This is a genomic window from Klebsiella sp. JB_Kp042 (assembly GCF_040065275.1).
In the GTDB taxonomy this organism is placed as follows: domain Bacteria; phylum Pseudomonadota; class Gammaproteobacteria; order Enterobacterales; family Enterobacteriaceae; genus Klebsiella; species Klebsiella quasipneumoniae.
Map to the genome: position 1 here is coordinate 90468 of NZ_JBEAJL010000099.1, position 14194 is coordinate 104661.

General features: G+C 53.4%; 14 protein-coding genes. 4 read left to right on the plus strand and 10 right to left on the minus strand.

Going from position 1 to position 14194, the window contains the following annotated elements:
• The first annotated feature begins 6 nt into the window (after positions 1 to 6).
• The gene (locus ABLV54_RS20805; RefSeq protein WP_002910079.1) at positions 7 to 336 is read left to right on the plus strand and encodes an HI1450 family dsDNA-mimic protein; all 330 of its coding nucleotides are present in this window, start codon (positions 7 to 9) and stop codon (positions 334 to 336) included.
• A gap of 63 nt (positions 337 to 399) precedes the next feature.
• Here the strand turns inward: ABLV54_RS20805 and ABLV54_RS20810 are convergent, their stop codons facing one another.
• The 8 genes from ABLV54_RS20810 to ABLV54_RS20845 all read right to left on the minus strand — a co-directional run bounded on the left by ABLV54_RS20810 (position 400) and on the right by ABLV54_RS20845 (position 8662).
• Entirely contained in the window at positions 400 to 1227 is an 828-nt protein-coding gene (locus ABLV54_RS20810) for an ion transporter (RefSeq protein WP_050533297.1), read from the minus strand.
• A 54-nt stretch (positions 1228 to 1281) separates the two neighbouring features.
• Positions 1282 to 2286: a murein tripeptide/oligopeptide ABC transporter ATP-binding protein OppF gene (gene oppF / locus ABLV54_RS20815; RefSeq protein ID WP_002910083.1), complete on the minus strand. Its 1005-nt coding sequence runs from the start codon at positions 2284 to 2286 to the stop codon at positions 1282 to 1284.
• Positions 2283 to 3296: an ABC transporter ATP-binding protein gene (locus ABLV54_RS20820; RefSeq protein WP_023290123.1), complete on the minus strand. Its 1014-nt coding sequence runs from the start codon at positions 3294 to 3296 to the stop codon at positions 2283 to 2285. The genes oppF and ABLV54_RS20820 overlap by 4 nt, the downstream gene beginning before the upstream one ends.
• Before the next feature lie 11 nt (positions 3297 to 3307).
• Positions 3308 to 4216 (minus strand): oligopeptide ABC transporter permease OppC, encoded by a 909-nt coding sequence (gene oppC, locus ABLV54_RS20825; RefSeq protein WP_004145396.1) that lies wholly within the window; start codon positions 4214 to 4216, stop codon positions 3308 to 3310.
• A gap of 14 nt (positions 4217 to 4230) precedes the next feature.
• Positions 4231 to 5151, minus strand: a complete 921-nt coding sequence (gene oppB, locus ABLV54_RS20830; RefSeq protein ID WP_002910089.1) for an oligopeptide ABC transporter permease OppB — start codon at positions 5149 to 5151, stop codon at positions 4231 to 4233.
• A gap of 85 nt (positions 5152 to 5236) precedes the next feature.
• Positions 5237 to 6871 (minus strand): oligopeptide ABC transporter substrate-binding protein OppA, encoded by a 1635-nt coding sequence (oppA, locus tag ABLV54_RS20835; protein ID WP_023290124.1) that lies wholly within the window; start codon positions 6869 to 6871, stop codon positions 5237 to 5239.
• A 744-nt stretch (positions 6872 to 7615) separates the two neighbouring features.
• Positions 7616 to 8263 (minus strand): YchE family NAAT transporter, encoded by a 648-nt coding sequence (locus ABLV54_RS20840; protein ID WP_002910095.1) that lies wholly within the window; start codon positions 8261 to 8263, stop codon positions 7616 to 7618.
• A gap of 183 nt (positions 8264 to 8446) precedes the next feature.
• Positions 8447 to 8662 (minus strand): hypothetical protein, encoded by a 216-nt coding sequence (locus ABLV54_RS20845; RefSeq protein WP_032428896.1) that lies wholly within the window; start codon positions 8660 to 8662, stop codon positions 8447 to 8449.
• Between the two features lie 77 nt (positions 8663 to 8739).
• Between ABLV54_RS20845 and adhE the strand changes: the two genes are divergently transcribed.
• On the plus strand, positions 8740 to 11415 hold the full coding sequence (adhE, locus tag ABLV54_RS20850) for a bifunctional acetaldehyde-CoA/alcohol dehydrogenase (protein ID WP_023290125.1): 2676 nt from the start codon (positions 8740 to 8742) through the stop codon (positions 11413 to 11415).
• Positions 11416 to 11561: 146 nt separating this feature from the next.
• Here the strand turns inward: adhE and tdk are convergent, their stop codons facing one another.
• Complete coding sequence (gene tdk / locus ABLV54_RS20855; protein WP_032429180.1) at positions 11562 to 12179, minus strand: thymidine kinase; 618 nt, start codon at positions 12177 to 12179, stop codon at positions 11562 to 11564.
• Positions 12180 to 12186: 7 nt separating this feature from the next.
• On the opposite strand from tdk, the gene ABLV54_RS20860 reads away from it, so the two are divergent.
• Together ABLV54_RS20860 and hns are read left to right on the plus strand one after the other, a co-directional pair.
• Positions 12187 to 12318 (plus strand): hypothetical protein, encoded by a 132-nt coding sequence (locus tag ABLV54_RS20860; RefSeq protein WP_032428897.1) that lies wholly within the window; start codon positions 12187 to 12189, stop codon positions 12316 to 12318.
• Between the two features lie 422 nt (positions 12319 to 12740).
• Positions 12741 to 13148 (plus strand): histone-like nucleoid-structuring protein H-NS, encoded by a 408-nt coding sequence (gene hns / locus ABLV54_RS20865; protein WP_002910103.1) that lies wholly within the window; start codon positions 12741 to 12743, stop codon positions 13146 to 13148.
• A 123-nt stretch (positions 13149 to 13271) separates the two neighbouring features.
• Here hns and galU read toward each other — a convergent pair whose 3' ends face one another.
• Positions 13272 to 14174, minus strand: a complete 903-nt coding sequence (gene galU, locus ABLV54_RS20870) for a UTP--glucose-1-phosphate uridylyltransferase GalU (RefSeq protein ID WP_226564296.1) — start codon at positions 14172 to 14174, stop codon at positions 13272 to 13274.
• Positions 14175 to 14194 lie beyond the last annotated feature (20 nt).

Here is a 14194-nt window from a genome sequence, read left to right on the forward strand (position 1 = left end):
GCAATCATGGATATGGATTTAAACAACCGCCTGACCGAAGACGAAACGCTTGAGCAGGCATACGACATCTTCCTCGAACTGGCGGCCGATAACCTCGACCCGGCGGACATCATTCTGTTTAACCTGCAGTTTGAGGAGCGCGGCGGCGCCGAGCTGTTCGACCCATCCGCAGACTGGGAAGAGCATGTGGATTACGATCTGAACCCGGATTTCTTCGCCGAAGTGGTGATTGGCCTGGCGGATACCGACGGCGGGGAAATCAATGATATCTTCGCCCGCGTGCTGCTGTGCCGCGAGAAAGATCACAAGCTGTGTCATATTCTGTGGCGTGAATAACGCTGACCCGCCAGTGAAAAGCCTGCCGCGTTCCACCCGGCAGGCTTTTTTTATGCCGAGGGTTTACTTCGGTAAGACATGACCGCAGGCGTGGCAAAACCGGGCGTTATCGTCATGGTCGCCCTGCTGGCACTGCGGGCATACCCGCTGCTGGCGCCGCCGGTTCAGGGCGCTGGTCATATGGGTGGTGATAAGCCCGGTCGGAATGGCAATAATGGAGTAGCCGATCAGGATGAGAATGGAGGCCAGGATGCGGCCCAGCGGCGTGTGCGGCGTAATATCCCCGTAGCCGACGGTGGTGATGGTCACAATGGCCCAATAGACCGAAGCGTTGAGCGTGGTAAAACCATACTCTGGCCCTTCTATCAGGTACATTAACGAGCCGAAAATCACCATCACAATGGCGATAAACGAATAGAACAGGATCAGCTGATGGCGCGCGCTGACAATCGCCCGCCAGAACACATTGAGCGAAGGCATAAAGCGCAACAGTTTGAGAATACGCAACGCGCGGATCGCCCGCATTGCCCGCCAGGCAAAGACATAATTGAGGCTAATTTCCGGCCACAGCCACATCACGTATAGCGGCAGGATGGTCGCTAAGTCAATAAACCCCCAGAAGCTGAAAATGTAGTGGAGCGGATTGGGCCATGTCGCAATACGCAGCAGATACTCCAGGGTAAAGACCGCGGTCACCATCAGCTCCAGCCAGACGAATACATGCCATTCATCTAATGTCAGATGATATTGCGTGCCCAGCCCCGATTCGACAAATATCACCACCACGCTGAGCAAGGCGAAAAGTCCGCACAGCCCTTCGAAGCGGCGGCCGGAACGTCGGTTTTGATCGAAAAGTAAATGATAAAGCCGCAGGCGAGCGGCAGAAAGCATACCCACTTCGTTAACCTCGCAAAAAAAAGGGCTGACCTGCGTCAGCCCCTGAGATTATAACGGGTCTACCTTAAGGCAGGAAACCGCATGGCGGAAACTGCCCTCCAGCACCGGGCGGGTTTTGGCGCACTCCGGTCCGGCGAGCGGACAGCGGGTGCGGAAGACACAGCCCGACGGCGGATTAATCGGCGAGGGTAATTCGCCCTCCAGCAGCTGGATGGTTTTCGTTTTTTCGAGGTCCGGATCGGGGATCGGCACCGCCGACATCAGCGCTTTGGTATAGGGATGTAGCGGATTATGGTACACCTCATCGTAGGTTCCCAGCTCCACCGCATGGCCCAGATACATCACCAGTACGCGATCGGAGATGTGCTTAACCACCGCCAGATCGTGGGCGATAAATATCAGCGACAGTCCCATTTCACGCTGCAGCTGCTGCAGCAAGTTGACCACCTGAGCCTGGATGGACACGTCAAGCGCGGACACCGGCTCATCGCAGATAATCAGCTTCGGCTCGAGGATCAGCGCCCGCGCAATGCCGATGCGCTGACACTGACCGCCAGAGAACTCGTGCGGATAGCGGTTGATCAGGTTAGGCAGCAGCCCGACTTTCATCATCATCGCCTTCACGCGATCGCGCACTTCCTGACGCGGCATCTTCGGATGATAGGTACGCAACGGCTCAGCGATGATTTCTCCGATGGTCATACGCGGGTTCAGCGAGGCCAGCGGATCCTGGAAGATCATCTGGATATCGCTGCGCACGTCGCGCCACTCTTCCTGCTTCATGCCCAGCAGATCTTTACCCAGCCAGGCCACTTTGCCATCGGTAGCCTTCACCAGACCAATGATGGCACGGGCGAAAGTCGATTTACCGCAGCCGGACTCCCCCACCACGCCGAGGGTCTCACCTTCATAGAGACGCAGCGTCACGCCATCTACGGCTTTCAGCGTTTTCGACGGCTGCCAGAACCACTGTTTGCCATCTTTAATATCGAAATGCACCTTCAGGTCGGCAATTTCGAGCAGGACTTTTCGTTGTTCAGTTACGGCGTTCATAGCAGCTCCCCCACCGGTTTAAAGCAGGCGCGCAGGCGGCCTGGCGCGAACGACTCCAGCGGCGGCGCGCTGCTGCACTGTTCCATTGCGTGCGGACAGCGCGGCTGGAATGGGCAGCCCTTCGGCAAACGCAGCAGGTTTGGCGGGTTGCCCGGAATGGTCAACAACGCATCGCCTTCGGCATCCAGACGAGGAACCGCATTCAACAGCCCAATAGAGTAAGGGTGAGACGGCTGATAGAAGACATCGCGCGCCTGACCGTACTCCATGGTGCGGCCCGCATACATCACCAGCACTTTATCGCAGATCCCCGCCACCACTCCGAGGTCATGGGTGATCATAATGATGGCCGTATTAAATTCGCGTTTCAGCTCATTCAGTAACGTCATGATCTGCGCCTGCACAGTGACGTCCAGGGCGGTGGTCGGCTCATCGGCAATCAGCAGCCGGGGCCGGCAGAGCAGCGCCATGGCAATCATCACGCGCTGACGCATCCCGCCGGAGAACTCGTGTGGGAACATCTTCATGCGCTTGCGCGCTTCCGGCATTTTTACCGCGTCGAGCATCTTTACCGACTCTTCAAACGCTTCGGCTTTGCTCAGCCCTTTATGCAGCATCAGGACTTCCATTAACTGCTCGCCCACCCGCATATACGGGTTCAGAGAGGTCATCGGATCCTGGAAAATCATCGAGATTTGCTCGGCGCGCAGTTTGTTCAGCTCACGCTCGGGCAAATTGAGGATTTGCCGGCCGTTAAAGGTGGCGGAACCCCCGATTCGACCGTTGGCCGCCAGCAGTCCCATCAGGGCGAAGGCGGTCTGCGATTTACCGGAGCCGGACTCCCCGACAATACCGAGCGTCTCCCCCGCCTGCAGGGTGAAGTTCAGATCATTGACGGCGGTGACATCGCCATCCGGCGTTTTAAAGGTGACGCGAAGATCTTTCACGTCCAACAGCAGGCCGCTGTGGCTCTGCGCTTGCGGCGCTTTTGCCGTTTCAATCATGGTCATGGCAGCGCTCCTTAGCGGTCTTTCGGGTCGAGGGCATCACGCAGACCATCGCCGATAAAGTTGAAACAGAACAGGGTCACCACCAGGAAACCCGCCGGGAACAGCAGCAGCCAGGGCGAGACTTCCATTGAGTTGGCGCCATCGCTGAGCAATGCCCCCCAGCTGCTGAGCGGCTCCTGCGTCCCCAACCCCAGGAAGCTGAGGAAGGATTCAAAAAGGATCATGCTGGGGACCAGCAGCGAGGCGTACACCACCACCACGCCCAGCACATTAGGAACGATATGGCGCAGCACGATGCTCGCTGTGGAGACCCCGCCAACCTGCGCCGCCTCAATAAACTCTTTGCGCTTCAGGCTCAAGGTCTGTCCACGTACGATACGCGCCATATCCAGCCAGGAGACCATGCCGATAGCGACAAAAATCAACAAGATATTCTGGCCAAAAAAGGTCACCAGCAGGATAACGAAGAACATAAACGGGAAGGAGTTGAGGATCTCCAGCAGACGCATCATCACCGAATCCACTTTGCCGCCGAGATAACCGGAAAGCGAACCGTACAGCGTGCCGAGGATCACCGCCACCAGCGCCGCCGCCACCCCGACCATCAGCGAAATACGCCCGCCGATCGCCACGCGCACCAGCAGATCGCGACCGGAGGAGTCGGTCCCGAAGTAGTGGCCAGAGGCCATGTCCGGGGCGTTAGACATCATGCCCCAGTCTGTGTCGAAATAGGAGAATGACGACACCATCGGCGCGAAGGTCACGAACAGCGCAATAAGCACCAGCATAATCAGGCTGGTGACCGCGGCGCGGTTATGCATAAAGCGGCGACGCGCATCCTGCCAGAGGCTACGCCCCTCCACTTCCAGCTTCTCACTGAAGTTTTCCAGCGCCTCGCTATTTTTCTTACTTAACATCATGGCGAACTCCGGCTTCAGTAGCGAATCTTCGGATCGATAACGGCGTACAGCACGTCAACGATGGCGTTGAACAGGATAGTCAGGGCGCCAACCAGGATCGTCAGGCTGAGCACCAGCGAGTAGTCGCGGTTAAGCGCTCCGTTAACGAACAGCTGACCAATCCCCGGCAGGCCGTAAATGGTTTCAATGACCATTGAGCCCGTAATGATGCCCACGAAAGCCGGCCCCATATAGGAGAGCACCGGCAGCAGCGCCGGCTTCAGCGCATGGCGCAAAATAATGCGGCGCATCGGCAGCCCCTTCGCCCGCGCGGTGCGGATAAAGTTAGAGTGCAGCACTTCAATCATTGAGCCGCGGGTAATACGCGCGATACTGGCGATATAGGCCAGGGAAAGCGCCACCATCGGCAGGATCATAAATTTCAGCGCCCCGCCGTTCCAGCCTCCGCCCGGCAACCAGTGTAGGGTAATGGCAAAGATCATCACCAGCAGAGGCGCCACCACAAAGCTCGGAATAACCACGCCGGTCATGGCTACCCCCATCACCGCATAGTCCCAGCGGGTATTCTGCTTCAAAGCGGCAATAACGCCCGCAGCGACACCGATCACTACCGCCAGCAAAAAGGCGGCGAAGCCCAGTTTCGCGGAAACCGGGAAGCTGGCCGCCACCAGATCGTTGACCGAATAATCTTTGTATTTAAAGGAGGGACCAAAATCGCCATGCGCCAGCTGCTTCAGGTAATTGAAGTACTGCGTCATGATGGGGTCGTTTAAATGGTATTTTGCTTCAATATTCGCCATGACTTCCGGCGGTAGCGTGCGTTCCCCGGTAAAAGGACTTCCCGGAGCCAAACGCATCATGAAGAATGAGATGGTGATAAGAATAAATAGCGTCGGAATCGCTTCCAGACAGCGACGTAAGATAAATTTTAACATTGCCCGTACCTTCTGGCGTGTGCCTTTGCACTGCTCTCAAATAAGACACGATGGAGCGAGCACTGGCCCGCTCCACGTATTGCCATTAATGTTTGATAACGTAAAGGTCTTTTGTATAGACGTTATCCATCGGGTCTTTACCGGTGTAGCCACCGACCCACGGTTTCACCAGGCGGGCGTTAACATAGTAATAGACCGGTACGATCGCGCTGTCTTTATCCAGCTGCTGCTCCGCTTTCGCATAGGCCGCCGTGCGCTGCGCTTCATCGGATGCTTTTACGGATTCAGCCATAATTTTGTCGAACGCCGGGCTCTTATAGTGCGCAGTGTTCATTGAGCTGTCAGAAAGCATGGTGTTCAGGAAAGAGGTTGGCTCGTTATAGTCAGCGCACCAGCCCGCACGCGCCACGTCATAGGTGCCCTGATGACGGGTATCGAGGAACGTTTTCCACTCCTGGTTGACCAGCTTCACGTCAATGCCCAGGTTTTTACGCCACAGCGAGGCGGCGGCAATCGCCAGCTTCTTGTGCAAATCAGAGGTGTTATACAGCAGGTTGAAAGTCAACGGTTTATCGGCGCTATAGCCGGCTTCGGCCAGCAGTTTTTTCGCTTCTTCATTCCGTTTTTCCTGCGACCAGGTAAACCATTCCGGCTCGGTCAGCTTCGCGCCATCGGTATACGGCGGGGTGTAGCCGTAGGCCGGCAGATCGCCCTGTCCTTTCACCTTATTGGCAATGATATCGCGATCCAGACCCAGCTTCAGCGCGGTACGCACGCGCACGTCGGTGAACGGCGCTTTCTGGTTGTTAATTTCGTAGTAATAAGTACACAGATACGGGTCAACGTGCAGCTCGTTCGGGATCTCTTTTTTCAGTTTCTGGAAGAGCTCGATCGGCAGCTGGTTATAGGTCATATCCAGTTCACCGCTGCGATAACGGTTAACATAGGTCACTTCAGAAGAGGTCGGCAGCCAGGTGACGGTGTTGATAACGGTTTTGGCATTATCCCAGTAATGCGGGTTGCGCTCCATCACGATACGTTCGTTGACCACCCAGTCTTTCAGGGTGTAGGCGCCGTTGGTGACGATATTGCCAGGCTGCGTCCACTTCTCGCCAAACTTTTCAATCGCTGGTTTATAGACAGGAGACATCGCCGGGTTAACCAGCAGTTTGTAAAAATAGGGTACCGGCTCGCTGAGGGTGACTTCCAGCGTATGGTCGTCAATGGCTTTTACGCCCAGCTCGCCTGGGGCTTTCTTGCCGTCAATGATTTCATCAACGTTGAGGATATGACCATACTGCGGGTAGCTGGCATAAGGAGACGCTGTTTTCGGGTCTACCAGACGCTGCCAGCTATAAACGAAATCCTGGGCGGTAACCGGCTCGCCGTTAGACCATTTCGCATCTTTACGGAGATGGAAGGTCCAGACTTTGAAATCTTTATTATCCCAGCTCTCTGCCACACCAGGGATCGGGTGGCCATCTTTCGGCGAGGTATTCAGCAAGCCTTCGAACAGGTCGCGGCTAATATTCGCCTCGGGCACCCCTTCAATTTTATTCGGGTCCAGCGATTGCGGCTCGGCGCCGCTATTTCGCACCAGCGTTTGCTTATCCGAAAGCTGCACACCGGCTGGGACATCCGCTGCCATAGCCATATTGCCAGCCATGAGCGCGGATAGCACTCCTGCGGCGATCAAACGTTTTTTAGTGATGATGGTCATTGTGTTGTAACTCCAGTCATTATAATTACTGGTTTTTTAACCAGCCTGTTTTTTTCCCCGTTTTCGGGATCTGTCCAACGCAGGAGTGTTTGCGATTGGCAGATTGCTATCACCGACTTATTTATTACGACCGCTCGAACGGCAGTCTTAACGTCGATTCGTTCCCCCTCGCTGGAGGGCAGTTCAGGCGCAATGAGACGATTAAAAATGATTCTCATTTACACGCATAATTCAGCAGACGATAACGGCGGAAAGTACCAAAAGGTAAACACCTCCGCCAATGCAATTTGCAAATATGTTACCGGATTCTCTTTTATTGCCGGCTTTGCCAGCGTCACTAGCGGTTGCCACAATATGCCGACAGAAAAATGTTTTTAACAATCATATAGTTACTTAACTTCCATCAGTCATCATACTGCGCAGCGACCGCGAGATGATTTTTTGTACAAAAATTTAACAATAGATTACTTTTTAGCACATTCATCTGCAGCCTTGTTAAAATTACTAATATCATTTCGATGATCCGACAGCAAGCGCCAGAGAATGATGTGAAGAAAATAACATCATAGGAGGGGGAGACGTGAGAGGAATGTTAAGAGAAATATTTCATATCTTAATGAAAAACATGAAATTAATAGCGATATCGCAAAATAGTATTCCTACCGCCGGTTCCGCGCTGGTTGATAGGTTTTGCTAATAATCGCGCAGGCGTGAAGGGAGCCTCCCCGCCTGCGTGGCAACAAACTAACTCAGCAGCCCCGGGAAGAGCGCTTTAATCCCCGTCACAATAAACTCAATGCCGAGAGCCATCAGCAGCAGGCCCATAATACGGGTGATAACGTTAATCCCTGTCTGCCCCAGCAGACGCACCAGCCATGGCGCCATGCGGAAAATCCCCCAGCAGCAGAGGGCAAAGACCGCAATCGCCAGTGAAAAACCGACGAGATGCACCCAGGAGTGATACCGCGTACCCCATACGATAGTGGAACTGATTGCCCCCGGTCCGGCCATTAACGGTAGCGCGAGAGGAACGACGCCGATGCTCTCCCTAACCGCCGTCTCCGACTTCTCCTGCTTGTTCTGCTTATCTTCGCCGAGCTTACCGCTGATCATCGACATCGCGATGGTCACCACCAGGATGCCGCCGGCGATACGGAAGGAATCAATGGAGATACCAAAAATCTGCAGAATGCCATCGCCGAGAAACAGTGACGTCAGGAGGATGATCGCCACCGACAGGTTGGCGGTCAGGTTGGTCTTATTGCGCACTGCTGCCGGCTGGTAGCTGGTCATACTAATGAACACCGGAATAATGCCCACCGGGTTAACCAGGGCAAATAAGCCGATGAAAAACTTGAAATATGCAGAAAAATCGAACAGTGATTGAGTCACAATGGGCTCCGCAGCATCATCAAAATTGGCGGTTGACTGTTAACAGCATAAAATAACTGCGCGAAACATACGCTTTTTGCATGCAATATTCATTATAAATATGCATAACCCGGTGATATGTATCGAATGTTAGCTATTTGTAGTTTTAATGCTAATCGTTTTTTTAATTTCAAAACCCTCCCATTACACTTGATCGAACCGGTCAAAAAGCAGCCAGCTGAAAGGTATCAGCAGTGCCAATACTTGATCTAAATCACGTAATTTGTACTCAGAAGTGAGTAATCTTGATGACACCAACAGAGTGGAAGGCAGCAGTACCTGAAAGTTAAAAAGAGAAAGCTTTTTTAGTAAATCGGTAAAACAGCGTCCTGATTTTCCTACATAAACATTTACATGCAAGCTGTTTACAGCCTGTCTATAATGTCGAATCGAGCGACTGATTTACTAAAAAAGTTTAACATTATCAGGAGAGCATTATGGCTGTTACTAATATCGCTGAACTGAACGCGCTTGTTGAGCGTGTCAAGAAAGCCCAGCGTGAATATGCCAGTTTCACTCAAGAACAAGTCGACAAAATCTTCCGCGCCGCCGCGCTGGCCGCTGCAGATGCTCGAATCCCTCTCGCCAAAATGGCCGTTGCCGAATCCGGCATGGGCATCGTTGAAGACAAAGTGATCAAAAACCACTTCGCTTCCGAATACATTTACAACGCTTATAAAGACGAAAAAACCTGTGGCGTCCTGTCAGAAGACGACACCTTTGGTACCATCACTATCGCTGAACCTATCGGCATCATCTGCGGTATCGTACCGACCACTAACCCGACTTCAACAGCCATCTTCAAATCGCTCATCAGCCTGAAGACGCGTAACGCCATCATTTTCTCTCCGCACCCGCGTGCTAAAGAAGCCACCAACAAAGCGGCTGACATCGTCCTGCAGGCTGCCATCGCTGCCGGCGCGCCGAAAGACCTGATTGGCTGGATCGATCAGCCGTCTGTTGAGCTGTCTAACGCCCTGATGCACCACCCGGACATCAACCTGATCCTTGCGACCGGTGGTCCAGGCATGGTGAAAGCAGCATACAGCTCCGGTAAACCTGCTATCGGCGTAGGTGCCGGTAACACCCCGGTGGTGATTGATGAAACGGCTGACATCAAACGCGCCGTTGCTTCCGTTCTGATGTCTAAAACCTTCGATAACGGCGTTATCTGTGCTTCTGAGCAGTCCGTTGTGGTGGTTGATTCCGTTTATGACGCGGTTCGCGAACGTTTCGCCAGCCACGGCGGCTACCTGCTGCAGGGTAAAGAGCTGAAAGCCGTTCAGGACATTATCCTGAAAAATGGCGCGCTGAACGCCGCTATCGTTGGTCAGCCTGCGGCGAAAATCGCTGAACTGGCAGGCTTCACCGTACCGGCCACGACTAAAATTCTGATTGGCGAAGTCACCGACGTTGACGAAAGCGAGCCGTTTGCTCACGAAAAACTGTCTCCGACGCTGGCGATGTACCGTGCGAAAGATTTCGAAGACGCCGTGACCAAAGCTGAAAAACTGGTCGCCATGGGCGGTATCGGTCATACCTCTTGCCTGTACACCGACCAGGATAACCAGCCGGCTCGCGTGGCTTACTTCGGCCAGATGATGAAAACTGCGCGTATCCTGATCAACACCCCGGCTTCTCAGGGTGGTATCGGTGACCTGTACAACTTCAAACTCGCTCCTTCCCTGACTCTGGGTTGTGGTTCCTGGGGTGGTAACTCCATTTCTGAAAACGTTGGTCCGAAACACCTGATCAACAAGAAAACCGTTGCTAAGCGAGCTGAAAACATGTTGTGGCACAAACTTCCGAAATCTATCTACTTCCGTCGTGGCTCCCTGCCTATCGCACTGGATGAAGTGATTACTGATGGTCACAAACGCGCGCTGATCGTGACTGACCGCTTCCTGTTCAACAACGGCTATGCCGATCAGATCACCTCCGTACTGAAAGCAGCGGGTGTTGAAACTGAAGTCTTCTTCGAAGTTGAAGCTGACCCGACGCTGACCATCGTACGTAAAGGCGCCGACCTGGCGAACTCCTTTAAACCAGACGTGATCATCGCGCTGGGCGGCGGTTCCCCGATGGATGCGGCAAAAATCATGTGGGTCATGTACGAACATCCGGAAACCCACTTCGAAGAACTGGCGCTGCGCTTTATGGACATCCGTAAACGTATCTACAAGTTCCCGAAAATGGGTGTTAAAGCCAAGATGGTGGCGATCACTACCACCTCCGGTACCGGTTCTGAAGTTACGCCGTTCGCCGTTGTGACCGATGATGCGACAGGTCAGAAATATCCGCTGGCAGACTACGCGCTGACCCCGGATATGGCCATCGTCGATGCCAACCTGGTGATGGATATGCCGAAATCGCTGTGTGCGTTCGGTGGTCTGGATGCCGTGACCCACGCCCTGGAAGCTTACGTTTCCGTGCTGGCTTCTGAGTTCTCTGACGGCCAGGCTCTGCAGGCGCTGAAACTGCTGAAAGAGTACCTGCCGGCTTCCTACCACGAAGGTTCCAAGAACCCGGTTGCCCGCGAGCGCGTACACAGTGCCGCCACCATCGCCGGTATCGCGTTTGCTAACGCCTTCCTCGGCGTGTGTCACTCCATGGCGCACAAACTGGGTTCCCAGTTCCATATTCCGCACGGTCTGGCCAACGCCCTGCTGATCTGCAACGTTATCCGCTACAACGCGAATGACAACCCGACCAAGCAGACCGCGTTCAGCCAGTACGACCGTCCGCAGGCTCGTCGTCGCTACGCTGAAATCGCCGATCACCTGGGTCTCTCCGCACCGGGCGACCGTACCGCAGCGAAAATCGAGAAGCTGCTGGCATGGCTGGAAAGCGTGAAAGCTGAGCTGGGTATTCCGAAATCTATCCGCGAAGCTGGCGTTCAGGAAGCTGACTTCCTGGCCCACGTTGATAAGCTGTCTGAAGATGCATTCGATGACCAGTGCACCGGCGCTAACCCGCGCTACCCGCTGATCTCCGAGCTGAAACAGATCCTGCTGGATACCTACTACGGTCGCGAGTTCGTCGAAGGTGAAGCAGCCGCGAAAGCCGAAGCAGCTCCGGTGAAAGCTGAGAAAAAAGCGAAAAAATCCGCTTAATCGACAAGCATAAACGTACTGCAAGCCCCGTCATCTGACGGGGCTTTTTTTTGCCCACCGACAGCCAAGCTTTAACGCCTGCTGGCCCAACGGAGCGCAGGCAATAAAAAGGCGCCCAAAGGCGCCTGGACGAGCTTCTGCGCGTATTAGCTGGGGCGGTGCTGGTTTTGTACCTGAGTTAACGAGCCGACGCTCAGCGCCTCTTTATAATGCTTACGACAAACTGACACGTACCGCTCATTGCCGCCGATGACGACCTGCTCGCCCTCGTTGTAAGGACGCCCCTCCTGATCGAGGCGCAGCACCATACTGGCCTTCCGGCCGCAGAAACAGATGGTTTTCAGCTCCACCAGCTTATCTGACCAGGCCAGTAAATACTGGCTGCCGGTAAAGAGCTCACCGCGAAAGTCTGTCCGCAAGCCATAGCAAAGCACAGGAATATCCAGCGTATCGACAACTTCAGACAGCTCATGAACCTGCTCGCGCGTCAGAAACTGGCTTTCATCCACCAGCACGCAGTGAATCGGCTTTAGCTTGTGCTCTGCGGCAATATCGTTAAATAGCGACGTCTGTGGATTATACAATCGGGCCGGCGAGGAGAGACCGATACGCGAGCTGACTTTTCCGGCGCCAAAGCGGTCATCAATCTCAGCGGTATAAACGACGGTACGCATCCCCCGCTCCTGGTAATTGTACGAAGATTGCAACAGAGCGGTCGACTTACCTGCATTCATTGCAGAGTAGTAGAAATAAAGTTGTGCCATCGGCTGCGTGACCCCAATCAAAGTGTTTTATCGCGGCGGCGATTGTACCATATTTTATGCGTACAGCCGCCCATTCGGCAGGGGTATTGTATCGCAGCTGAAGAGCCTGCAAAGCCAAAGGATTAAGAGGATGAATTGAATTTTCAGGGCCATTATTTGTACGCCTCGTTACGCTACTGGCGGGGTAACCATTGTCTTTTCGTGCTTATAGGGCGGTTACCTATGGGGCTATAAGCGGCGCCGCGCGTTGTTTTATATTAAGCCTCATAACCAAAAATGCGCTAATACTGACAAGGGTTATTTACCCATGTAAAGGATAATTTTTCTCACCGAACCTCAGAAAAAGCATACCGTCTCAGTGTTTTAGCTTACCTTCTGCTCATCGCTATAAGGATGAAAGATGTGAAGCGGCACGGGAATTTTAACTTAAATTAATTAATTCTCGCGACAAATAACCAGTAATTTTGAATTCCTTACATTCCCCCCTATTGCACAACGCATTTTATCGCTCTATTATTAGTTCAACAAACCACCCCACAATATAAGTTTGAGATTACTACAATGAGCGAAGCACTTAAAATTTTGAACAACATCCGTACTCTTCGTGCGCAGGCAAGAGAATGCACCCTGGAAACGCTCGAAGAAATGCTGGAAAAATTAGAAGTCGTTGTTAACGAGCGCCGTGAAGAAGAAAACGCCGCCGCGGCAGAAATTGAAGAACGTACGCGTAAGCTGCAGCAATATCGTGAAATGCTGATCGCTGACGGTATTGATCCGAATGAACTGCTGAGCACCATGGCAGCCGTTAAAGCCGGTACCAAAACCAAGCGTGCTGCACGTCCGGCTAAATACAGCTATGTCGACGAAAACGGCGAAACCAAAACCTGGACCGGCCAGGGCCGTACCCCGGCGGTGATCAAAAAAGCAATGGATGAGCAAGGTAAATCACTGGACGATTTCCTGATCTAATCTCCGTTGTTACGATATAAAAAATCCCGCTGCGGCGGGATTTTTTTTGCCCCCAGGGGCCGATATAAAAAACCGGGAGCGCATCTGCGACTCCCGGTTTTGTGCTTTCAGCAGCGCTGCGGATTACTTCGCAACCGCGGTTTCCAGCCAGGCTTTAAAATCGTCACCCAGCGTTTTGTGGCGAATACCATATTCGACGAACGCCTGCATGTAGCCAAGCTTATTACCGCAGTCATGGCTCTTGCCTTTCATATGATAAGCTTCGACCGTCTCTTTTTCGATCAGCATATCAATCGCGTCAGTCAGCTGAATTTCATCACCGGCACCCGGAGGAGTCTTCGCCAGCAGCGGCCAGATATCGGCGCTGAGGACATAGCGCCCCACTACCGCCAGGTTGGACGGCGCGACGTCAGCTTTTGGCTTCTCGACCACGCCTACCATCGGCACGCTTTCTCCCGGCTTGAGAGATTCACCTTTGCAGTCAACGACACCGTAAGCGGTCACGTCGTCGACAGGCTCAACCATAATCTGGCTGGCGCCGGTCTCATCGAAACGAGAGATCATCTCTGCGAGATTATCGCAGCTCAGATCGGATTCATATTCATCCAGAATAACGTCTGGCAGAATAACTGCGACCGGCTCATCACCCACCACCGGATGGGCGCAAAGCACCGCGTGTCCCAGACCTTTTGCCAGGCCCTGACGAACTTGCATAATGGTTACGTGCGGCGGACAAATAGACTGCACTTCTTCCAGCAGCTGGCGTTTCACACGTTTTTCCAGCATCGCTTCCAGCTCAAAACTGGTATCGAAATGGTTTTCGATAGAGTTTTTGGACGAGTGCGTTACCAGAACAATTTCAGTAATTCCTGCAGCGATACATTCATTAACAACGTACTGAATTAACGGCTTATCTACCAGCGGCAGCATTTCTTTTGGAATCGCTTTGGTGGCCGGCAGCATCCTGGTGCCTAATCCCGCAACCGGGATAACCGCTTTTCTGACTTTAGAATTAAGGGCAGCCATTGAAATCTCCTGGACTGTTT